We start from the raw sequence: 21,131 nt of genomic DNA on the forward strand, positions 1-21,131 counted from the left end.
GCTTGAATGCAATGGCAAGAAACTCTGTCATTAGAAAAGGAGAGTACTGTGTCGCGTAGACGCGTCGTGGTCACCGGTATGGGTATGCTGTCGCCACTGGGTACTGATGTACCGAGCACCTGGCAGGGCATTCTGGCTGGCCGCAGTGGCATCGGTCCGATCGAACACACGGACCTGTCTGCCTACTCCACCCGTTTTGGCGGCTCGGTGAAAGGCTTCGAGGTCGAGCAATACCTGTCGGCCAAAGAGGCCCGCAAGCTCGACCTGTTCATCCAGTATGGCCTGGCGGCCGGGTTTCAGGCGGTGCGTAATGCCGGCCTGGAGGTCACCGACGCCAACCGCCAGCGTATTGGCGTGGCCATGGGCTCGGGTATCGGCGGCCTGACCAACATCGAAGAAACCAGCCGCACCCTGCACGATTCGGGGCCGCGTCGTATTTCGCCGTTCTTCGTGCCGGGCTCGATCATCAACATGATCTCCGGGTTCCTGTCGATCCACCTGGGGCTGCAGGGGCCGAACTACGCCATTGCCACTGCCTGCACCACTGGTACGCACTGCATCGGCATGGCCGCGCGCAACATCGCCTACGGTGAAGCCGATGTGATGATCGCCGGCGGCGCCGAAATGGCCGCCTGCGGCCTGGGCATGGGCGGCTTCGGTGCCTCCCGCGCGCTGTCCACTCGCAACGACGAGCCGACCCGGGCCAGCCGTCCGTGGGACAAGGGCCGTGACGGCTTCGTGCTTTCCGACGGTGCCGGTGCCCTGGTGCTCGAAGAGCTGGAGCACGCCAAGGCCCGCGGCGCGACCATCTATGCCGAGCTGGTCGGCTTCGGCATGAGCGGTGACGCCTATCACATGACTTCGCCACCCGACACCGGCGAAGGCGCTGCCCGTTGCATGGCCAACGCCTTGCGTGATGCCGGCATCCAGCCGGAAGAGGTCAGCTACATCAACGCCCATGGCACCTCGACCCCTGCTGGCGACGTGGCCGAAGTGGCGGCGATCAAGCGCGTGTTCGGTGAGCATGCCTACAAGCTGGCGGTCAGCTCGACCAAGTCGATGACCGGTCACCTGTTGGGCGCCGCCGGTGCCGTGGAAGCTATCTTCAGCGTGCTGGCGATCAACAGCCAGATGGCTCCGCCCACCATCAACCTGGACGAGCCGGACGAGGGCTGCGACCTCGACTTCGTACCGCACCAGGCGCGCAGCATGCCGATCGATGTGGTGCTGTCCAACTCGTTCGGCTTTGGCGGTACCAACGGTTCGCTGGTATTCCGCCGGTTCGCCGGTTGATGCAAAGCTGGATCGATGGCCAGCCGGCGGCTGCAATCAACCTGCAGAACCGCGGCCTGGCCTACGGCGATGGGCTGTTCGAGACCATCGCCGTGCGCGGCGGCCGGCCCAGCCTGCTGGACGGCCATCTCGCACGCCTGGCGCTGGGCTGCCAGCGCCTGGCGATCAATGCCGACCTGGCGCTGGTGCGCGACGAACTCCTGCGCTACGCCAACCAACTCGGTGATGGCGTAGCCAAACTCATCCTTACTCGTGGCGACAGCCAGCGCGGTTACGCGCCGGTTGCCGGTGCCGCGCCGCGCCGTATCCTGCAGGGCAGCCTGTTGCCCAGCTATCCTGTCGAACATGCCGAGCATGGCGTGTGCCTGTTCCCCTGCCAGACCCGGCTTGGGGAACAACCGCTGCTGGCCGGCCTCAAACACCTCAACCGCCTGGAGCAGGTGCTGGCCCGTGCCGAATGGCAGGGCAGCGAACATGCCGAGGGCCTTATGCGTGATGGGCAGGGCAGGGTGATCGAAGGGGTGTACAGCAATCTGTTCCTGGTGCGCGATGGCGTGCTGTTCACGGCCGACCTCAGCCGCTGTGGCGTCGCTGGCGTGATGCGGGCCGCGTTGCTGGAACAGGCAGCGCTGCTGGGCATCCCGGTGCAGGTCTGCGACCTGCCGTTCGACGCGCTGGAGCAGGCAGATGAAGTATTTGTCTGCAACAGCGTCTACGGTGTCTGGCCTGTGCGTGGCGTTGCCGCGCTAAACTGGTCGCCGGGCCCGCTCACCCGTAAACTGCAGGCCGTTGCCCGTACGTTACTGGAAACCTGAATTCGTGAGACGTAAATTCCTGCTGCTGCTGGAAATGGGCTTGATCCTCGCCGGCCTCGCCGTGGGCTGGTCGGCCTGGAAGGTCAACTCGGTCCTGGAGCAGCCCCTGCACGTGACGCAGGAGCGCCTGCTCGACGTGCCCAATGGCACCACCCCCAACCGCATGTTCTATCGCATGCAGAACGAAGGGTTGCTCGACGACGCCGTCTGGTTGCGCCTGTACTGGCGCTTCAACATGGCCGGCACCCCCCTGCACACCGGCGAGTACCGCCTGACCCCAGGCATGACCGTGGAGCAGTTGTTCGATGCCTGGCGTCGGGCCGACGTGGTGCAGTACAACCTGACCCTGGTCGAAGGCTGGACCTTCCGCCAGGTGCGTTCGGCCGTGGCCAAGCATGAAAAGATCAAGCACACGCTGGATGGGCTGTCCGATTCGGAAGTGATGGACAAGCTCGGCCATACCGGTGTGTTCCCCGAGGGGCGCTTCTTCCCGGACACCTACCGCTTCGTGCGCGGCATGAGCGACGTCGAACTGCTGCAGCAGGCCTATATGCGCCTGGATGAAGTGCTGGCCAAGGAATGGGCCGAGCGCACAGCCGACCTGCCATACCGTGACCCGTACCAGGCACTGATCATGGCCTCGCTGGTAGAAAAGGAAACCGGCATTCCCCAGGAGCGCGGGCAGATTGCTGGCGTTTTCGTGCGGCGCCTGCGCCTGGGCATGATGCTGCAGACTGACCCGACGGTGATCTACGGCATGGGTGAGCGCTACAACGGCAAGATCACCCGCGACGACCTGCGCGAGCCGACGCCCTACAACACCTACACCATCAACGGCCTGCCGCCGACCCCGATCGCCATGGTCGGTCGCGAAGCGATTCACGCGGCGCTCAACCCGGCCGATGGCACAAGCCTGTACTTCGTCGCCCGTGGCGATGGCAGCCACGTGTTTTCCGACGACCTCGACGACCACAACTCGGCGGTGCGCGAGTTCCAGCTCAAGCGCCGTGCGGACTACCGTTCCAGCCCCGCGCCGCAATCGCAGTCAGAGCCGCAGCCACAAACACAACCAAGTGTCGACGAGGCCGAACAGCCCGAGGCGCCTGCCGATGAATCTACAGCGCAGCCAGCGCCCGACCAGCCGCCTGTGCAGGACGCTCCTGCCGGCGGCGCGCAAGCGGCCGAACGGCCGCTGCCTGACGAACAACATTAAGGACTGCCTGTGAGCGGCTTGTTTATTACTTTGGAAGGCCCCGAAGGCGCGGGCAAGAGCACCAACCGCGACTACCTGGCTGCGCGCTTGTGCGAGCAGGGCCTGGACGTGGTGCTGACCCGTGAGCCCGGCGGCACACCGCTGGCCGAAAAGGTGCGCGAGCTGCTGCTGGCGCCCAGCGATGAAAGCATGGCGGCCGACACCGAACTGTTGCTGGTGTTCGCTGCGCGTGCCCAGCACCTGGCGCAGGTGATCCGGCCGGCGCTGGCCCGCGGGGCGGTTGTCTTGTGTGACAGGTTTACCGATGCCACATACGCCTATCAGGGCGGCGGGCGCGGTTTGCCTGTCGAGCGTATCGCCACCCTGGAGCAATTCGTCCAGGGCGACTTGCGCCCGGACCTGACCCTGGTCTTCGACCTGCCGGTCGAAGTGGGCCTGGCCCGCGCAGCCGCGCGCGGCCGCCTGGACCGTTTCGAGCAGGAAGGCCAGGCGTTCTTCGAAGCGGTGCGTCAGGCCTACCTGCAGCGCGCCAACCGCGAACCACAGCGCTATAGCCTGCTCGACGCCGCCCAACCTCTGGAGGCCGTGCAACGTTCCATCGATGCGTTGCTACCAGGCATCGTGGAGCGTTGCCGTGGCTGAGGCCTATCCCTGGCAGCAGGCCCTCTGGCAGCAACTGGCCGGTCGCAGCCAGCACGCTCACGCCTACCTGCTGCATGGGCCGCAGGGTATCGGCAAGCGGGCCCTGGCCGAGCGCCTGATGGCCCGCCTGCTGTGCCAGCAGCCCCAGGGTATGGAGGCCTGTGGCGGGTGCAAGTCCTGCCTGCTGCTCAAGGCTGGTAGCCACCCGGACAACTTCGTCCTCGAGCCCGAAGAAGCCGACAAACCGATCAAGGTCGACCAGGTGCGCGAGTTGGTGGCCTTTGTGGTGCAGACCGCGCAGTTGGGTGGGCGCAAGGTGGTACTGATCGAGCCGGTGGAAGCGATGAACGTCAACGCCTCCAACGCCCTGCTCAAGAGCCTCGAAGAACCCTCCGGCGATACCGTGTTGCTGTTGGTTACCCACCAGCCCAGCCGCCTGTTGCCGACCATCAAGAGCCGTTGTCAGCAGGTCGCCTGCCCCCAGCCCAGCCTGGCCCAGAGCCAGGCCTGGCTGGCCGGCGCGCTGCCCGACAGTGACGAGGCCGAGCGCAACGAGTTGCTGACCCTGGCTGCCGGTTCGCCGCTGATGGCGGTCAGCTTGCAGGCCCAAGGCGTGCTCGAGCAGCGTGCGCTGGTCACCGACGGGGTGAAGAAGCTGCTGAAGCAGCAGCAATCGCCCAGCCAGCTGGCCGATGCCTGGAACGGCGTGCCGCTGTTGCTGCTGTTCGACTGGTTCTGCGATTGGGCGCATCTGATCCTGCGCTACCAATTGACCCAGGACGAGGAGGGGCTAGGCTTGGCCGATATGCGCAAGGTGGTGCAGTACCTGGCGCAGAAGAGCCGCCAGGCCAAGGTGCTGGAGGTGCAGGCGTGGATCCTGGAGCAGCGCCAGAAGGTGCTGGGCAAGGCCAACCTCAACCGCGCCCTGCTGCTTGAATCGCTGCTGGCCCACTGGCTGCAGTTGCCGGGCGCCCGCTGATTTTCATTTTTTCATGTGTGCCGTTATCCCATGCTTGTAGATTCCCATTGCCATCTTGACCGTCTGGACCTGAGCGCCCACCAGGGCTCCCTCGATGCTGCCCTGCAGGCGGCGCGTGAGCGCGGGGTCGGGCATTTCCTGTGTATTGGCGTCAGCGCCGAGAATGCTGGTGCGGTTAAGGCGCTGAGCGAGCGCTACGCCGATGTCGATTGCTCGGTGGGCGTGCACCCGCTGGATCTTGCGCCGGGCGAAACGCCGGCGCTGGAATGGCTGCTGCGCGAACTCGCTCACCCACATGTGGTGGCGATTGGTGAAACCGGGCTGGATTACCACTACGAGCCGGAAACAGCCGAGCTGCAGCAAGCCTCGTTCCGCCTGCACCTGGAGGCCTCGCGGCAGACCGGCAAGCCGGTGATCGTGCATACCCGTGCGGCGCGTGCCGATACCCTGGCGCTGCTGCGCGAGGCCAACCTGCCGCAGGCCGGCGTGCTGCACTGCTTCACCGAAGACTGGGACATGGCCAAGGCGGCGCTGGACCTGGGGTATTACATTTCGTTGTCTGGCATCGTTACCTTCCGCAATGCCGATGCCCTGCGTGAAGTGGCGCGGCAGGTGCCGGTCGATCGGCTGCTGGTGGAAACGGATTCGCCGTATCTGGCGCCGATCCCGCATCGGGGCAAGCCGAACCTGCCGCAGTACGTGCGTGAGGTGGCCGAGTATGTGGCTTCGTTGCGCGGGGCCAGTTATGAGCAATTGGCCGAACAGACCACTGCCAACTTCAAGCGCTTGTTCCCGTTGGCGCGGGTGGCCTGACAGCAACTCTTCACAATACAACGCCTGAGCGCTCTTGCTCTTGCTTCGGCTTTTGCTTTTAAGCGCGCAATCCCTTCGCTCGGCCTCCTGAAGTCGCGAAGATCAAGATCAAAAGCAAGCTCAAAAGCCAGAGCAAGATCAAAAGCTCAGCACGAGCCTCGAGTGGGCGGCCCGTCACGTAAGCAAAAAAAACCCGGGTTCTGGGGGGGGAATCCGGGTTAAGACCATTAGGAGTAAAACAAAGGTACGCGGTCCCTGAGCACCTTTATCGGCGCGCCACTTGGGGGGATGCGCCGCGCCAACACTTCAAGTATTGGCCAGCTTTGGCGCAGTGCCAGTGCATATTGATCGTTTTTTAAACAGATTTGGAATACGCCAACGTTTCATTCCTCCCGCATCGCATGGCCGTAAGCATCGTGAAACACAGACATGCGTGGATGATCCGTGCAATTTCTTGCAAGTTAGGCATAATAAACCGCTTCGATTGTCATCCAGTCCTTCCTATGCAGAAAGAACCTCGTAAGGTCCGTGAGTTTCGCCGTCGCGAACAGGAAATCCTCGACACCGCGCTCAAACTGTTTCTCGAACAGGGGGAAGACAGCGTCACCGTCGAGATGATCGCTGACGCCGTGGGCATCGGCAAAGGCACGATCTACAAGCACTTCAAGTCCAAGGCGGAGATCTACCTGCGCCTGATGCTCGATTACGAGCGCGACCTGAACGCGCTGTTGCATTCGGCCGACGTCGACCGCGACAAGGAAGCCCTGTCGCGAGCCTACTTCGAGTTCCGCATGCGCGATCCGCAGCGGTACCGGCTGTTCGACCGCCTGGAAGAAAAGGTGGTCAAGGGCAACCAGGTACCGGAAATGGTCGAACAGCTGCACAGCATCCGTGCCTCCAACTTCGACCGCCTGACCCAGCTGATCAAGGGCCGTATCAGCGAAGGCAAGCTCGAGGACGTGCCGCCGTACTTCCATTATTGCGCTGCCTGGGCGCTGGTGCACGGCGCCGTGGCGCTGTACCACTCGCCGTTCTGGAGCAATGTGCTGGAGGATCAGGAAGGCTTCTTCCAGTTCCTGATGGACATCGGCGTGCGCATGGGCAACAAGCGCAAGCGCGATCCGGAACCTTCCAACTGAGATAGTGCAGGCTTTCCCTGAAGCCTGCCAGTCAGCGTTATTGGGGCCGCTTTGCGGCCATCGCAGGCAAGCCAGCTCCCACATGTACAGCGCAGATCTCAAGTGTTGCGCGATCCTGTGGGAGCTGGCTTGCCTGCGATGGGCTGCGCAGCAGCCCCATGACTGACATGCCTGCTTCCACAACAGCACGGCGACACCGACAGCGGCAAAAAGGATAGGGCTTGCAAAAACCTGATTTATGAGTCAGGTTTTGCCAGCCCCCATCATCCATGCCGGAGTCATTCATGATCGTCGATCGTCAAGGCAGGCGTTTTCGCAACCTGCGCGTCAGCCTGACGGCTGCCTGTAATTATGCCTGCACCTACTGCGTGCCAGACGGCAAGCGCCTGGTGGCAGCACAGGACGAACTGCCGGCGGATGCCCTGGCCCGTGGCGTGGCCTACCTGATCGAAGCCGCCGGCATCGAACGCTTGCGCATTACCGGCGGTGAGCCATTGGTCAGTCCGCGCCTGGATGCTTTCCTGGCCGCCGTGGCCAAGCTCGACCTTGACGATATCTCGCTGACTACCAATGGCCAGCTGTTGACGCGCAAGTTGCCCCAATTGCAGGCGGCAGGTATCCGCCGATTGAACGTTTCCCTCGACACACTCGACCCACATGCCTTCCGCCGTATCGCCCGGGGCGGCGACCTGGCCAGTGTGCTGGCGGGTATGGAGCAGGCCAACGCCATGGGTATGCAGATCAAGGTGAACATGGTGCCGATGCGCGGGCACAACCTCGATCAGGTGCTGCCGCTGCTGGATTACTGCCTGGAGCGCGGCTTCGAACTGCGCTTCATCGAGCTCATGCGCATGGGCCATCTGGCCCGTGACCATAACGCCTTCCTGCAACAGTTCGTCGGCCTCGACCAGCTGCTCGCACTGATCGCTGGCAAGCATGCCTACGTTCAGGTCGACGCGCCGCTGGATGCCACCGCCTTGCGTTATGCGGTACCCGGCAAAGGCCACTTCGGGGTGATCGCCAACGAAAGCGTACCGTTCTGCCGCACCTGTTCGCGGCTGCGACTGTCCTCCACGGGTTGGCTGCACGGCTGCCTGTCGTCGGGCAATCGCCATTTCGTGGGCGACCTGCTGGAAAAACCGCGCCATCAGGCGCTGCCGGCCCTGCAGCGCCTGCTGGTCAAGGCCCTGGCAGACAAGCAGGACCTGGCGTTTTCCGGCGATGTGATGGTGATGAAGGTGATCGGCGGCTGAAGCTGGCGCAAAAGCTGCATCCGCCGGCTATTCGCCGGTTTTTCGTCGCCGGCCACTGGAGGAAAGATGCGTAGCCTGGTTTTGCTGCTGGCGCTGTTGGCGCTGGGCGGTTGCATGAATGTCAGCGATATGGGCGAGGGCGTCCGTTACCACATGAGCGATGCCGGTCTGTTGGACCACAGCGATACCCGCCGCACCCTGTCGATCCGCCTGCAGCCCGATTCGTTCATCTTCATCGGCCAGGGCGCATTCGTGCCCCCGGGCAAGGGGCCTGTGCCACGGCAGAACGCAGTGGCCGAACAGGCCTACAAGAGCTTCGTCGAGTATTTCCCACTGGTGCGCCGCGCCCAAGGGCCACTGGGCCTGGAAGAGGCCATCGCCCAGGCGCGTTCGGTGGGTGCCGACTACGTGCTGTATACCCGCTTCGCCCGCACCGACGACCGTATCGGCAATGGCGACGAGTGGTATGACGAACAGGCAGTCGACCGCCTGGGCTGGGACACCGGGGTGGTGCAGATGATGCTCATCGAAACCAGCACCCGCTACCTGATCGACACTGCGCGTATCAAGAGCCGTGGCGGTTTGTTGACGTTCCACGATAAAACCCCGGAGGATTTGCTTGGCGCGCCGATGCGCGAGTACGCTCGTAGCCTTCTGGGTATGAGTGAATGAGGCAAGCGTGATGAGCGATTCCGGCAAGGCCAATGATCTTCTGGCGCAGATCCCCAAAGCCAAGGGCCTGCCGCCGGTGCATCTGTGGAACCCGGACTTTTGCGGTGACATCGACATGCGCATCGCTCGTGATGGCACTTGGTACTACCTGGGTACGCCGATCGGCCGCAAGCCAATGGTGCGGCTGTTTTCCACCATCATCCGCCGCGATGGCGATGACTACTTCCTGATCACCCCGGTAGAGAAGGTGGGCATCCGCGTCGACGATGCGCCGTTCGTGGCCGTTGCGCTGGACGTGGAAGGTGAGGGTGAGCAGCAGGTGCTGCGCTTCACCAGCAATGTCGAGGACCAGGTCGAAGCCGGGCCGGCCAACCCGCTGCGCGTGGTGATCGACCCGGTCACGCAGGAGCCATCGCCGTATGTGCTGATGCGCAGCAACCTCGAGGCGCTGATTCATCGCAACGTGTTCTACCAGTTGGTAGAGCTGGCGGTACCGCGTGAGATCGATGGTGAAGAGTGGCTTGGGGTCTGGAGCCACGGTGAGTTCTACCCGATCGGGCTTAGCAGCTGAGATCTCTGTTGCCTGCACCGTCCTGTTCGGGGGGGGGGGCACTCGATTCCACAGGGTTCTCTGCAGGCTTCAAGGGCTGCAGTGTACCAGTGGGAGCGAGCAAGCCCGCGAAGAGGCCGGTACAGGCAATGATCGGCCTCTTGGTTTTTCACCGAATTGGTCATTTGTCTCTCTGCCCCACAGGCCTAACCTGCAGGCGATTGCCATCCAGGAGAGGCCTCCCATGAAATCCCCTAGCATCATCCTTTTCGCCCTGCTCGCCGCTCAAACCCCTGCCTGGGCGCACGGCGACTCTGCCGACCAGGTCAAGGTCCTGCAGCAGCAACAACCCTCGAACGCCCCCGGCAAGAACGCCGTGATGCTCACCGTCAGCTACGCCCCCGGCCAGGCATCACCCGCGCATCAGCACCCGGGCGCAGTGATGGCCTACGTGCTGGAAGGGGCAGTGGTATCGAAGCTCGATAACGAGCCGGAGAAAACCTACAAGGCCGGTGAATATTGGTACGAAGCCCCGGGTACCGTGCACAGCGTGTCACGCAACGCCAGTCAGAAGCAGTCAGCCAAGTTGCTGGTCTGGAGTCTGGTGGATGAAGGCAGTGCGGTCACATTGCCCTATCCGGCAGCAGGCTCGGAGCGCTGAGCCTTCCCCAGCCGGATCGTCACTTCCTGTGTCAGGTTCGGGTCCAGTACCTGGCAAGGCGCGACCTGCGCGTTGCTTGTGTAGAACGGCGGCAGGTTTCGCGCCAGTCGAGCAACGTCCCTGGCAGTGCAGCCTGTTGGCAGCAATACATATTGCAAGCTTGAGGGAAAGGACGGCGCGGTATGCCGTTCCATGGTGGAGCCATAGGCGCCAAGGGTCATGACCGCCTCGCTGCCGGCCGGGTCCGGAAAACGGAGCAGGACGAATGTGCAGTAACGGGGGTGGGTGAGATGCTGGTGTGCTTCGTCGCGGACCTGTGGGTCGTCATGATTCATCAGGTTCCAGCGTAACGCGGCGTAGCTGCGAGTGGTTTCCATGAACGCAGTGCGAATGGGGGAGCGCGTTTCGTCACCGCCCAGGCAGGCCAGCAGATTGCCGAATGGGTCCAGCAAGGCTACGGCGTTGCACGTATCTGCCGCGAGAGCTGTGTCGACCAATGGCTCGGCCAGTTCGATGCCGGGCAGGCGAGGGTCTGCACTTTTGATGCACAGGCTCCATGGGCTCAAGCCCGCCAGGGCCTGGCGTACCAAGCTCCGGCTGGGTAGGGTGATAGGGTCTTTCAGGGCAGATGGCGGGAGGCCGGCGTTGCTGCTTTCGTCATGCACGTGGTTCACGCTGGCCTCGAACAACGAACGGGTAAGGCACATCGTTGCGGCGTCGATGCGTTCGCCGGCATAGATCGGCCCTTGCGTCGGCCCGACATAGTCGCGATCAAAAGGGCTGCCGACAGCATAGTAGCCCCACGTGGCTTGCGCGCGCAGACGAAGTGCGGTCGGCAGGCCGGGGAATTCGAAGCGACCGTCATGATTGATGCCGGCAAAGGTGTCGAGCGCACTTACGGCAACATTGAAGCCGGCAGTCAGCAAAGCGCCTGCGCACATGGCGCAGGGGTCGAGCGTGGTGATGACGGTCAGTTCATGCGTGGGCGGTAGGGCAAGGCGCTGCTGATTGTCGAAATACCAGTCCACCAGCCGGCGCTCACCATGCCCCGTTGGGTCGTGGAGCCTGAATGCGGGTTGCGCCTGGCTGGCAGAGGGCTCCAGCACGCGGTTGTGCAGGGCGACCAATACCTTGCCAGTGGCATTTTCGATGATGCAGCCACCCACGGCGAACGTTGCCTGTCGGCTTGCCAGGAGGGCCTGGTTGGCGGCGATTGCTACCGCTTGCTGAGCGTTCTGGGTGAAATCGTTGGCTTTCATGCTTGCCTGCGCTCGTCGAGGGATCTCGGACGATACAGCAGCCGTGCGCTGGCATGAGAGGATAAGTGCAACAAAAAACCTCCAGTGCTTGCGCATCTGGAGGTTTTCAATGTTTGGCTCCGCGACCTGGACTCGAACCAGGGACCCAATGATTAACAGTCATTTGCTCTACCGACTGAGCTATCGCGGAATCTGTGCGTATCTTACTGATTGCCCAGGGGAAGTCAAGCCACCCCTAGGCAAAACAATGAGTTACAGCACCTGCACGATAGCTTTGGTCACCACGTGGATGTTGCTCTGGTTCAGCGCGGCCACGGCGATGCGGCCGGTGTCCAGCGCATAGATGCCGAACTCGTTCTTCAGGCGGGCGACCTGGTCTACGGTCAGGCCCGAGTACGAGAACATGCCAACCTGGCGGCCAACGAAGCTGAAGTCGCGGTTGGCGCCATATTCGGCCAGCAGCGAAACCATCTGCTTGCGCATACCGTGGATGCGCTCGCGCATTTCGGCCAGCTCGGTTTCCCACATCTGGCGCAGTTCGGGGCTGTTCAGCACGGTGGCAACGATGGTTGCACCGTGGGTCGGCGGGTTGGAGTAGGTGGTGCGGATCACGCGCTTGACCTGCGACAGCACGCGAGTGCTCTCGTCCTTGGAGGCGGTGACGATCGACAGCGCGCCGACGCGCTCGCCGTACAGCGAGAACGACTTGGAGAACGAACTGGACACGAAGAACTCCAGGCCCGACTCGGCGAACAGGCGCACGGCGAAGGCGTCTTCGGCGATGCCGTCACCGAAGCCCTGGTAGGCCATGTCGAGGAACGGCACGTGGCCCTTGGCCTTGACCACTTCCAGAACGTTTTTCCAGTCGTTCAGGTTCAGGTCGACGCCGGTCGGGTTGTGGCAGCAGGCATGCAGTACCACGATCGAGCCGGACGGCAGGTTGTTCAGGTCTTCGAGCATGCCGGCGCGGTTGACGTCGTTGGTCGGCGCGTCGTAGTAGCGGTAGTTCTGCACCGGAAAGCCGGCCGATTCGAACAGCGCGCGGTGGTTTTCCCAGCTCGGGTCGCTGATGGCAACCACGGCTTCAGGCGACACACGCTTGAGGAAGTCGGCACCAATCTTCAGCGCGCCGGTACCGCCGACGGCCTGCACGGTAACCACGCGGCCGGCGGCCAGCAGTGGCGACTCGGCGCCGAACAGCAGCTTTTGTACAGCCTGGTCGTAGGTGGCGATGCCGTCGATCGGCAGGTAGCCGCGCGAGGCGTGCTGGGCGGCACGCTGGGTTTCGGCTTCGATCACGGCGCGCAGCAGCGGAATGCGGCCTTCCTCATTGCAGTACACGCCCACGCCCAGGTTGACCTTGTCGGTACGTGGGTCGGCGTTGAATGCTTCGTTGAGGCCCAGAATAGGGTCGCGGGGTGCCAGCTCGACAGCGGAAAACAGGCTCATTGTTACCTTGGCTCTGATTGGAGTGTGATAGGACGTACACGCTCCAGCCCGAATGCACTGAAGCGGTGCACAAACGGGGAGTCAGTATAGTGATACCGACCGGTCACCGCGACAGTCCGGCGTCGCTTTTCCAGTCATTTGCGCAAATATTTTTCGACCATTGGTCTAATTGCCGGGTCCACCGTAACAAGCGCTCACAGCTGTGCCTTGAAAGCGCCCCCCGGCGGGCGCATTTGGGTATAGACTACTGGCTAAATTTACAGTTGCTGCAACACCGCGAGGTCCGTCATGTCCGAGTTCCAGCTCGTCACCCGTTTCCAGCCGGCCGGCGACCAGCCCGAGGCCATCCGCCAGATGGTCGAAGGCATCGAGGCGGGGCTGTCGCACCAGACGCTGCTCGGGGTGACCGGCTCGGGCAAGACCTTCAGCATCGCCAACGTCATTCAGCAGGTGCAGCGGCCTACCCTGGTGCTGGCGCCGAACAAGACCCTGGCCGCGCAGCTGTATGGCGAATTCAAGGCGTTTTTCCCCAACAATGCGGTGGAGTATTTCGTTTCCTACTACGACTACTACCAGCCTGAAGCCTACGTACCGTCGTCCGACACCTTCATCGAGAAAGACGCTTCGATCAACGACCACATCGAGCAGATGCGCCTGTCGGCGACCAAGGCATTGCTGGAGCGGCGTGACGCGATCATCGTCACCACCGTGTCGTGCATCTACGGCCTGGGCAGCCCCGAGACCTACCTGAAAATGGTCCTGCACGTGGACCGCGGCGACAAGCTCGACCAGCGCGCGCTGCTGCGCCGCCTGGCTGACTTGCAGTACACCCGCAACGAGATGGACTTCGCTCGCGCCACCTTCCGCGTGCGCGGCGATGTGATCGACATCTTCCCGGCCGAATCGGACCTCGAGGCCATCCGCATCGAACTGTTCGATGACGAGGTGGAGAACATCGCCGCCTTCGACCCGCTGACCGGCGAGGTATTCCGCAAGCTGCCGCGTTTCACCTTCTACCCAAAGAGCCACTACGTCACCCCGCGGGAAACCCTGCTGGAGGCGGTGGAGGGCATCAAGGAAGAACTCAAGGACCGCCTGGAGTACCTGCAAAAGGCCAACAAGCTGGTCGAGGCCCAGCGCCTGGAGCAACGCACCCGCTTCGATCTGGAGATGATCCTGGAGCTGGGCTACTGCAACGGCATCGAGAACTACTCGCGCTACCTGTCCGGTCGCCCGGCCGGGGCGCCGCCGCCCACCCTGTATGACTACCTGCCGCCCGATGCGCTGTTGGTGATCGACGAATCCCACGTCAGCGTTCCGCAGGTCGGCGCCATGTACAAGGGCGACCGCTCGCGCAAGGAAACCCTGGTCGAGTACGGCTTTCGCCTGCCGTCGGCGCTGGACAACCGGCCGATGCGTTTTGACGAGTGGGAAGATGTCAGCCCGCAGACCATCTTCGTGTCTGCCACCCCCGGCCCCTACGAGAGCGAGCACGCCGGGCGGGTGGTGGAGCAGGTGGTGCGCCCCACCGGCCTGGTCGACCCACAGGTGGAAGTACGCCCGGCGCTTACCCAGGTGGATGACCTGCTGTCGGAAATCCGCAAGCGCGTGGCACAGGGCGAGCGGGTGCTGGCCACCACGCTGACCAAGCGCATGGCCGAAGACCTCACCGACTACCTGGCCGACCACGACGTGCGGGTGCGTTACCTGCACTCGGACATCGATACCGTCGAGCGGGTGGAGATCATCCGCGACCTGCGTCTGGGTACCTTCGATGTGCTGGTGGGCATCAACCTGCTGCGTGAGGGCCTGGACATGCCCGAGGTGTCGCTGGTGGCGATCCTCGATGCCGACAAGGAAGGTTTCCTGCGCTCCGAGCGCTCACTGATCCAGACCATCGGCCGTGCTGCGCGTAACCTCAATGGCCGGGCCATCCTGTATGCCGACAACATCACCGGTTCCATGCAGCGCGCCATCGACGAGACCGAGCGTCGTCGCGAGAAGCAGATCGCCTTCAACCTGGCCAATGGCATCGTACCCAAGGGTGTGGTCAAGGACATCACCGATATCATGGAAGGCGCCACCGTGCCCGGCGCGCGCAGCAAGAAGCGCAAGGGCATGGCCAAGGCAGCGGAGGAGAGCGCCCGTTACGAGGCCGAGCTGCGCACGCCGGGCGAGATCACCAAGCGCATCAAGCAACTGGAAGAGAAGATGATGCAGTTCGCCCGCGACCTGGAGTTCGAGGCCGCAGCGCAATTGCGCGACGAGATTGCCCAGCTGCGCGAGCGGTTGATTACCAGCTGAAGCCTGACGCGGGCCTTGTGGGAGCGGGCGTGCCCGCGAAGAATTCAACGCGGTGGCTGGCACCGGCTGCGCCGGTGTTCGCGGGCGCGCCCGCTCCCACAGGGACCGCATACAGTCTGAAGTAGCCTCAATGTGCTTCTCCCGCCTTCAGCCCCTCCGGCAACTTCCGCGTTAACAACACCGCCACCATGCTCACCGCCAACCCGATCCCCACAAAGTGGAATGCATCGTTATAGGCCATGATCAACGCCTGCTGATGAGTGATCTCGCTCAACTTGCCCAGTGCCGCATTGTCATTGCCCAGCCGCTCCGCCAGCTGCGCCAACCGCTCCGCCACCTGCGGGTTGCTCGGCACCACCGCCTCCCTCAGGTAGTCGAAATACACTTTTGTCCGTGCATCCAGCAGGGTGGCCAGCAGCGCAATGCCGATCGCACCGCCCAGGTTACGCAGGATATTGAACAGGCTCGACGCCGAACCCGCATCCTGCGGTTGTATATACGCCGTGGCAATCAGCGAGATGGTCACCATGATCATTGGCTGGCCGATGGCGCGGATGATCTGGATATGGTTGAACTGCGGCCCTGCAAAGTCCGGGTTGAGCACCCCCGAGCCGAAACTGGCGGCGCCGAACAGGCAGAACCCCAGGGCACACAACACCTTGGGCGACACCACTTTCATCAGTTGCGGCACCAAAGGGATCAGGAACAGCTGCGGGATACCCATCCACATGATCACCTCGCCGATCTGCAAGGCGTTGTAGCCCTGTACCTGAGCGAGGTATAGCGGCAGCAGGTAGATCGACCCGTACAAGCCCACTCCCATCCCCAGGCTGGCGATGCTCGACAGGCCAAAGTTGCGATTGCCGAGAATGCGCAGGTTGATCAGCGGGTGTGGCCTGGAAAACTGCAGGATCACGAAGGTAATCAGGCAGACCAGGGCGATGCTGCCCAGGCCGACGATCAGCTGCGATTCCAGCCAGTCCTTGCGGTGGCCTTCCTCCAGGAACACCTGCAAGCAGCCAAGCCCCAGGCCCAGGGTGGCGATGCCGGCGTAATCGGTACTTTTCAGCAGGTCCCAGTGCGTATCCTTCTTCTCCAGCCCATACAGCAGGCCGGCGATCATCACCAGGCCCGGCGGGATATTGATGTAGAAAATGTATTCCCAGCCCCAGTTCTCAGTCAGCCAGCCGCCCAGGGTAGGGCCGATGGAGGGGGCGAAGGTGGCGGTCATGGCGAACATGGCCATGCCCTTGGCGCGGTGGTGTTCGGGCAGCTTGATCAGGGTCAGGGTGAAGGCCAGCGGGATCAGCGCACCGCCAGTAAAACCCTGCAGGGCGCGGAACAGGATCATGCTCTCGAGGTTCCAGGCCATCGAGCACAACAGCGACGACAACAGGAAGCCGCCGGATACCCATACCGCCAGGCGCCGCGCCGACAGTAGCTGCACCAGCCAGGCGGTGAGCGGGATCATGATGATTTCCGCGACCAGGTAAGAGGTGGAAATCCACGAGCCTTCCTCCAGCGTCGCTGACAGCGCGCCCTGGATGTCCTTGAGCGACGAGTTGGTGATCTGGATGTCCAGCACCGCCATGAAGGCGCCGAGCATCACGCTCATTACCGCGATCCAGTCCCGCCGGGTCGGCTCGGTGGTGGGCCTGAGCAGCTGGTCACCGGCCATCGCGGCCTTCGTCTTCGCTGCGCAGGTCGACGGTGGCGGTCACCGACATGCCAGGGCGGATGCGCCCGTGCAGTGGGTTGTCGGCGCGGAAAGTCAGCTTGACCGGGATACGCTGCACCACCTTGGTGAAGTTGCCGGTGGCGTTGTCGGGCGGCAGTAGGCTGAACTGCGCGCCGGAGGCGGCGAACAGGCTGTCGACCCGGCCTTCGATCGGTGTGTCGGGGTAGCTGTCGAACAGCAGTTCGGCACGCTGGCCGGGCTGCATGTGGCCGATCTGGGTTTCCTTGAAATTGGCCTGCACCCAGATGTCTTCGTCCGGCACTATCGACAGCAGGTAGGCACCGGCCTGTACCACCTGGCCACTGCGCGCGTTGCGCTGGCCGATGCTGCCGCTGATGGGTGCGCGGATTTCGCAGCGGGTCAGGTTCAGTTCAGCCTGGGCCAGATCGGCGCGGGCGTTGGCGATCTGCGCGTCGAGCCGCTTGAGCTCGGCGGTCAGCGCATTGACCTGCTGGCGCTGGCTTTGCAGGTCGGCACGGGCCTTGTCGACCTGCGAGCCGGCGACATGGCTGTCCGCGGACAGGGTGGTGACCCGCTCTTCCGATACGAAACCTGGCTTGCGCAACTTCTCGGCACGGCTCAGGTCCAGGCGTGAGCGGTCGAAGGTGGCCTGGTTGGCCGCCACCTGGGCCTGGCCGGCGGCGATCAGGCTGGCTTGCTGGGTCAGGCGGCTTTGCGCCTGCACCTGCTCGGCTTCGCGGGTGGCCAAGGCGGCGCGCGCGCGTCGCACGGCCAGTTCGAAGTCGGCGGACTCCAGGCGCACCAGCAGGTCGCCTTTGCTCACATGCTGGTTGTCCTCGACCCGCACCTCGTCGATGCGTGCGCCCAACTGGCTGGAAATGCGCGTGATCTCACCCTGTACGTAGGCGTTGTCGGTGCTTTCGTAGAAGCGACCCTTGAAGTACCAGTGCCCCACGAAAGCGAGGGCGATGACGGCCACCAAGGTGAAGAAGACCAGCAGGCGGCGTTTGAGTTGGGCAGGCATGAGGACTATCGTTCCAGAAATGTAAATAAATTTAACAGCGGCGCATGGCCGGTCGACAAGTGACGTTCGCGCCATTGCTGGAGCCCGGAGCCCGCCTCCTGCTAACATCCCGCCTTTGTTTCATCTTTCGTTCGAGACTCTCCATGACCACCGTACGCACGCGTATCGCGCCATCGCCTACCGGCGACCCCCATGTCGGCACCGCCTACATCGCCCTTTTCAACTACTGCTTTGCCAAGCAGCACGGCGGTGAGTTCATCCTGCGCATCGAAGACACCGACCAGCTGCGCTCCACGCGCGAGTCGGAACAGCAGATCTTCGATGCCCTGCGCTGGCTCGGCATCGAATGGAACGAAGGCCCGGACGTCGGCGGCCCGCACGGCCCGTACCGGCAGAGCGAGCGTGGCGAGATCTACGCCAAGTACGCCAAGGAGCTGGTTGACGCTGGCCATGCCTTCTACTGCTTCTGCACCGCCGAAGAGCTGGAGCAGATGCGCGCCGAGCAGCAAGCCCGTGGCGAAACCCCGCGCTACGACGGCCGCGCGCTGCTGCTGAGCGCCGAGGAAGTGCAGCGCCGCCTGGACGCTGGCGAGCCGCACGTGATCCGCATGAAAGTGCCGAGCGAAGGCGTGTGCGTGGTCCCGGACATGCTGCGTGGCGATGTCGAGATCCCGTGGGACCGCATGGACATGCAGGTGCTGATGAAGAACGACGGCCTGCCGACGTACTTCCTGGCCAACGTGGTCGACGACCATCTGATGGGTATCACCCACGTGCTGCGCGGCGAAGAGTGGCTGCCATCGGCACCCAAGCTGATCAAGCTGTACGAATACTTCGGCTGGGAACAGCCCAAGCTATGCTACATGCCGCTGCTGCGTAACCCGGACAAGTCCAAGCTGTCGAAGCGCAAGAACCCGACCTCGGTGACTTTCTACGAGCGCATGGGCTTCATGCCCGAGGCGATGCTCAACTACCTGGGCCGCATGGGCTGGTCGATGCCGGACGAGCGCGAGAAGTTCTCGCTGGCCGAGATGGTCGAGCACTTCGACCTGTCGCGTATCTCGCTGGGCGGCCCGATCTTCGACATCGAGAAGCTGTCCTGGCTGAACGGCCAGTGGTTGCGCGAACTGCCGGTCGAGGAGTTCGCCGCACGCCTGCAGAAGTGGGCGTTCAACAGCGATTACATGATGAAGATCGCCCCGCACGTGCAGGGCCGGGTGGAAACCTTCAGCCAGGTAGCCCCGCTGGGCGGGTTCTTCTTCGAAGGCGCGCTGAAGCTCGACGCCAAGCTGTTCGAAAGCAAGAAGCTGTCGGCTGACCAGGTACGCCAGGTGATCCAGCTGATCCTGTGGAAGCTCGAAAGCCTGCGTCAATGGGAAAAAGAGCGCATCACCGGTTGCATCCAGGCGGTGGTCGAGGCGTTGGAGCTGAAGCTGCGTGACGCCATGCCGCTGATGTTTGCTGCCATTACCGGCCAGGCCAGCTCGGTTTCGGTACTGGATGCCATGGAAATCCTTGGCCCGGACCTGACCCGATATCGCCTGCGCCAGGCCCTGGACCTGCTGGGTGGTGTGTCGAAGAAAGAAAACAAAGAGTGGGAAAAGCTGCTGGCTTCTATCGCCTGACAGTAGTCCCAAGGCCATAAGCCGAACTTGTGGGAGCGGGTTCACCCGCGAATACGATGGTGCATTTTCCGGCGCATTCGCGGGTAAACCCGCTCCCACAGGGCTCACTGTTGAGTTTTGGCAAGGGCAGGGCGGTAAGTGATTGTTATCTGTGAAAATTTTTTTGAATATTTTGAAAAATTCGTTTGACAGCCCTGCAATCCGATCTTAATATGCGCCCCGTCCACAGCGATGAACGAAAACGAAACGCCAGGCACCCAGCCAGCGCTTCGGTTCAAAGCGACATTGTGGGGCTATAGCTCAGCTGGGAGAGCGCCTGCATGGCATGCAGGAGGTCAGCGGTTCGATCCCGCTTAGCTCCACCAAATTCCGCTTGGCAGCCAAGGTTGTCAGGCAAGACCGGGTCCAGCAACCGGGTCTTGAAGGTAAGAAGGTTCGTCCCCTTCGTCTAGTGGCCTAGGACACCGCCCTTTCACGGCGGTAACAGGGGTTCGAGTCCCCTAGGGGACGCCAGTTTTGCACAAGCGATGTTTCAGGATGTCGCTGGGCCGAGAGGCTAGAAATCCGGGGCTATAGCTCAGCTGGGAGAGCGCCTGCATGGCATGCAGGAGGTCAGCGGTTCGATCCCGCTTAGCTCCACCAATTTGCCGCGGTCCGCGCAAGTGGATCGGCACGAAGGTTACGTCCCCTTCGTCTAGTGGCCTAGGACACCGCCCTTTCACGGCGGTAACAGGGGTTCGAGTCCCCTAGGGGACGCCACTTTTCCTGCGTTTTGCAGGGCTTTAAAGGCTCGTCGATTACTGATGAGCCTTTTGTTTCGGGGCTATAGCTCAGCTGGGAGAGCGCCTGCATGGCATGCAGGAGGTCAGCGGTTCGATCCCGCTTAGCTCCACCATTTCTGCCGCGGTTCGCGCAAGCGGATCGGCACGAAGGTTACGTCCCCTTCGTCTAGTGGCCTAGGACACCGCCCTTTCACGGCGGTAACAGGGGTTCGAGTCCCCTAGGGGACGCCACGTTTACCCGCGTTTTGCGGGACTTTTAAGGCTCATTCGATTATTGAATGGGCCTTTTGTTTTTCTCCTCTGCTCAAAAATTTCGCGACCGACAGGCAGCTGCAGATTCTGCTTGCCAAAAAATATTATGCGAATAATATTTCTATCATCATATTTTGATTGGCGAGTGGCACGATGAGCGACAAGAAGAGCAGAACCCGCGAACGCATCCTTGAGGCGGCGCGAAGTGCGCTGATCCAGCACGGCCCGGCCGAGCCCAGCGTCAGCCAGGTCATGGGTGCGGCAGGCCTGACCGTCGGTGGTTTCTACGCTCACTTCGACAGCAAGGACGAGTTGATGCTCGAAGCGTTCCGCCAGTTGCTGTGTGAGCGCCGCGCCTTGCTCGCGCAGATCGACCCCAGCCTCGATGGCGCCGGGCGGCGGGCGCTGGCCAGCGCTTTCTACCTGTCGCGCAAGCACCGTGATGCCGAAGTGCATGCCTGCCCGCTGCCCAACTCGCTGGGCGAGATGCAGCGCCTGCCGGAGGCCTTCCGCGAGGTGCTGGCCGAGCACATCGAGTTGATGGCTGCCGCCATGGTCGACCGTCCCGAGGATGCCGACAAGGCCTTGGCCGACCTGGCCCTGATGATTGGCGGCCTGGCGCTGGCCCGTGCCCTGGGCACCAGCGAGCTGTCTGATCGTATTCTGCGCGCCGCCAAATCGGCGGTGCTTTGATCCTGGAGCATGGC

At 62.8% G+C, this 21,131-nt stretch carries 18 protein-coding genes and 7 tRNA genes; 20 read left to right on the forward strand and 5 right to left on the reverse strand.

Annotated elements, in window-relative coordinates:
* Nucleotides 1–48 precede the first annotated feature (48 nt).
* The 11 genes from fabF (at nt 49) to V3314_RS11130 (ending at nt 10,030) form a co-directional block, all read left to right on the forward strand.
* Nucleotides 49–1,293 (forward strand): beta-ketoacyl-ACP synthase II, encoded by a 1,245-nt coding sequence (fabF, locus tag V3314_RS11080; protein WP_015269411.1) that lies wholly within the window; start codon nt 49–51, stop codon nt 1,291–1,293.
* Nucleotides 1,293–2,108: an aminodeoxychorismate lyase gene (gene pabC, locus V3314_RS11085; protein ID WP_046616997.1), complete on the forward strand. Its 816-nt coding sequence runs from the start codon at nt 1,293–1,295 to the stop codon at nt 2,106–2,108. The genes fabF and pabC overlap by 1 nt, the downstream gene beginning before the upstream one ends.
* Before the next feature lie 4 nt (nt 2,109–2,112).
* Entirely contained in the window at nt 2,113–3,321 is a 1,209-nt protein-coding gene (mltG, locus tag V3314_RS11090) for an endolytic transglycosylase MltG (protein WP_046616996.1), read from the forward strand.
* A gap of 9 nt (nt 3,322–3,330) precedes the next feature.
* The gene (gene tmk, locus V3314_RS11095; protein WP_046616995.1) at nt 3,331–3,963 is read left to right on the forward strand and encodes a dTMP kinase; all 633 of its coding nucleotides are present in this window, start codon (nt 3,331–3,333) and stop codon (nt 3,961–3,963) included.
* The gene (locus tag V3314_RS11100) at nt 3,956–4,942 is read left to right on the forward strand and encodes a DNA polymerase III subunit delta' (RefSeq protein WP_338460215.1); all 987 of its coding nucleotides are present in this window, start codon (nt 3,956–3,958) and stop codon (nt 4,940–4,942) included. Before tmk ends, V3314_RS11100 begins: the two co-directional genes overlap by 8 nt.
* A 30-nt stretch (nt 4,943–4,972) precedes the next feature.
* Nucleotides 4,973–5,755 (forward strand): TatD family hydrolase, encoded by a 783-nt coding sequence (locus V3314_RS11105; protein WP_338460216.1) that lies wholly within the window; start codon nt 4,973–4,975, stop codon nt 5,753–5,755.
* Nucleotides 5,756–6,258: 503 nt separating this feature from the next.
* On the forward strand, nt 6,259–6,894 hold the full coding sequence (locus V3314_RS11110; protein WP_003260720.1) for a TetR/AcrR family transcriptional regulator: 636 nt from the start codon (nt 6,259–6,261) through the stop codon (nt 6,892–6,894).
* A gap of 284 nt (nt 6,895–7,178) precedes the next feature.
* Nucleotides 7,179–8,147 (forward strand): radical SAM protein, encoded by a 969-nt coding sequence (locus tag V3314_RS11115; RefSeq protein WP_046616992.1) that lies wholly within the window; start codon nt 7,179–7,181, stop codon nt 8,145–8,147.
* A 66-nt stretch (nt 8,148–8,213) separates the two neighbouring features.
* The gene (locus tag V3314_RS11120; RefSeq protein ID WP_046616991.1) at nt 8,214–8,819 is read left to right on the forward strand and encodes a DUF4823 domain-containing protein; all 606 of its coding nucleotides are present in this window, start codon (nt 8,214–8,216) and stop codon (nt 8,817–8,819) included.
* Between the two features lie 10 nt (nt 8,820–8,829).
* Nucleotides 8,830–9,390 carry a DUF1285 domain-containing protein gene (locus V3314_RS11125; RefSeq protein WP_046616990.1) on the forward strand — a complete coding sequence of 187 codons (561 nt, stop codon included), beginning with the start codon at nt 8,830–8,832 and terminating at the stop codon, nt 9,388–9,390.
* A 223-nt stretch (nt 9,391–9,613) separates the two neighbouring features.
* Complete coding sequence (locus V3314_RS11130) at nt 9,614–10,030, forward strand: cupin domain-containing protein (protein ID WP_046616989.1); 417 nt, start codon at nt 9,614–9,616, stop codon at nt 10,028–10,030.
* Here the strand turns inward: V3314_RS11130 and V3314_RS11135 are convergent.
* From V3314_RS11135 to V3314_RS11145, 3 genes are all read right to left on the reverse strand, one after another.
* The gene (locus V3314_RS11135) at nt 10,003–11,289 is read right to left on the reverse strand and encodes a cytosine deaminase (RefSeq protein WP_046616988.1); all 1,287 of its coding nucleotides are present in this window, start codon (nt 11,287–11,289) and stop codon (nt 10,003–10,005) included. The two genes, V3314_RS11130 and V3314_RS11135, sit on opposite strands and share 28 nt — an antisense overlap.
* A 114-nt stretch (nt 11,290–11,403) precedes the next feature.
* Nucleotides 11,404–11,479: transfer RNA gene (locus V3314_RS11140), tRNA-Asn, on the reverse strand.
* A 62-nt stretch (nt 11,480–11,541) separates the two neighbouring features.
* The gene (locus V3314_RS11145; protein ID WP_046616987.1) at nt 11,542–12,738 is read right to left on the reverse strand and encodes an amino acid aminotransferase; all 1,197 of its coding nucleotides are present in this window, start codon (nt 12,736–12,738) and stop codon (nt 11,542–11,544) included.
* Nucleotides 12,739–13,026: 288 nt separating this feature from the next.
* On the opposite strand from V3314_RS11145, the gene uvrB reads away from it, so the two are divergent.
* Complete coding sequence (gene uvrB / locus V3314_RS11150; RefSeq protein WP_046616986.1) at nt 13,027–15,042, forward strand: excinuclease ABC subunit UvrB; 2,016 nt, start codon at nt 13,027–13,029, stop codon at nt 15,040–15,042.
* 127 nt (nt 15,043–15,169) lie between these two features.
* Here the strand turns inward: uvrB and V3314_RS11155 are convergent, their stop codons facing one another.
* On the reverse strand, nt 15,170–16,720 hold the full coding sequence (locus V3314_RS11155) for an MDR family MFS transporter (RefSeq protein ID WP_338460217.1): 1,551 nt from the start codon (nt 16,718–16,720) through the stop codon (nt 15,170–15,172).
* A complete protein-coding gene (locus V3314_RS11160) occupies nt 16,710–17,765 on the reverse strand; it encodes an HlyD family secretion protein (protein WP_338460218.1) in 1,056 nt (351 codons plus the stop codon). Before V3314_RS11160 ends, V3314_RS11155 begins: the two co-directional genes overlap by 11 nt.
* Nucleotides 17,766–17,908: 143 nt before the next feature.
* Here V3314_RS11160 and gltX point away from each other — a divergent pair, with 143 nt between their 5' ends.
* From gltX to V3314_RS11200, 8 genes are all read left to right on the forward strand, one after another.
* A complete protein-coding gene (gene gltX / locus V3314_RS11165) occupies nt 17,909–19,390 on the forward strand; it encodes a glutamate--tRNA ligase (RefSeq protein WP_046616983.1) in 1,482 nt (493 codons plus the stop codon).
* A 289-nt stretch (nt 19,391–19,679) separates the two neighbouring features.
* Nucleotides 19,680–19,755 (forward strand) — tRNA-Ala (locus tag V3314_RS11170).
* A gap of 72 nt (nt 19,756–19,827) precedes the next feature.
* Nucleotides 19,828–19,903, forward strand: a tRNA-Glu gene (locus V3314_RS11175).
* Nucleotides 19,904–19,956: 53 nt separating this feature from the next.
* A tRNA-Ala gene (locus V3314_RS11180) sits at nt 19,957–20,032 on the forward strand.
* 41 nt (nt 20,033–20,073) lie between these two features.
* Nucleotides 20,074–20,149: transfer RNA gene (locus tag V3314_RS11185), tRNA-Glu, on the forward strand.
* A 60-nt stretch (nt 20,150–20,209) separates the two neighbouring features.
* A tRNA-Ala gene (locus V3314_RS11190) sits at nt 20,210–20,285 on the forward strand.
* A 42-nt stretch (nt 20,286–20,327) separates the two neighbouring features.
* Nucleotides 20,328–20,403: transfer RNA gene (locus V3314_RS11195), tRNA-Glu, on the forward strand.
* A 174-nt stretch (nt 20,404–20,577) separates the two neighbouring features.
* Nucleotides 20,578–21,117, forward strand: a complete 540-nt coding sequence (locus tag V3314_RS11200; RefSeq protein WP_046617043.1) for a TetR/AcrR family transcriptional regulator — start codon at nt 20,578–20,580, stop codon at nt 21,115–21,117.
* Nucleotides 21,118–21,131 lie beyond the last annotated feature (14 nt).

This window comes from Pseudomonas sp. TE3-3-F2023 (genome assembly GCF_036784815.1).
Taxonomy (GTDB): domain Bacteria; phylum Pseudomonadota; class Gammaproteobacteria; order Pseudomonadales; family Pseudomonadaceae; genus Aquipseudomonas; species Aquipseudomonas pudica.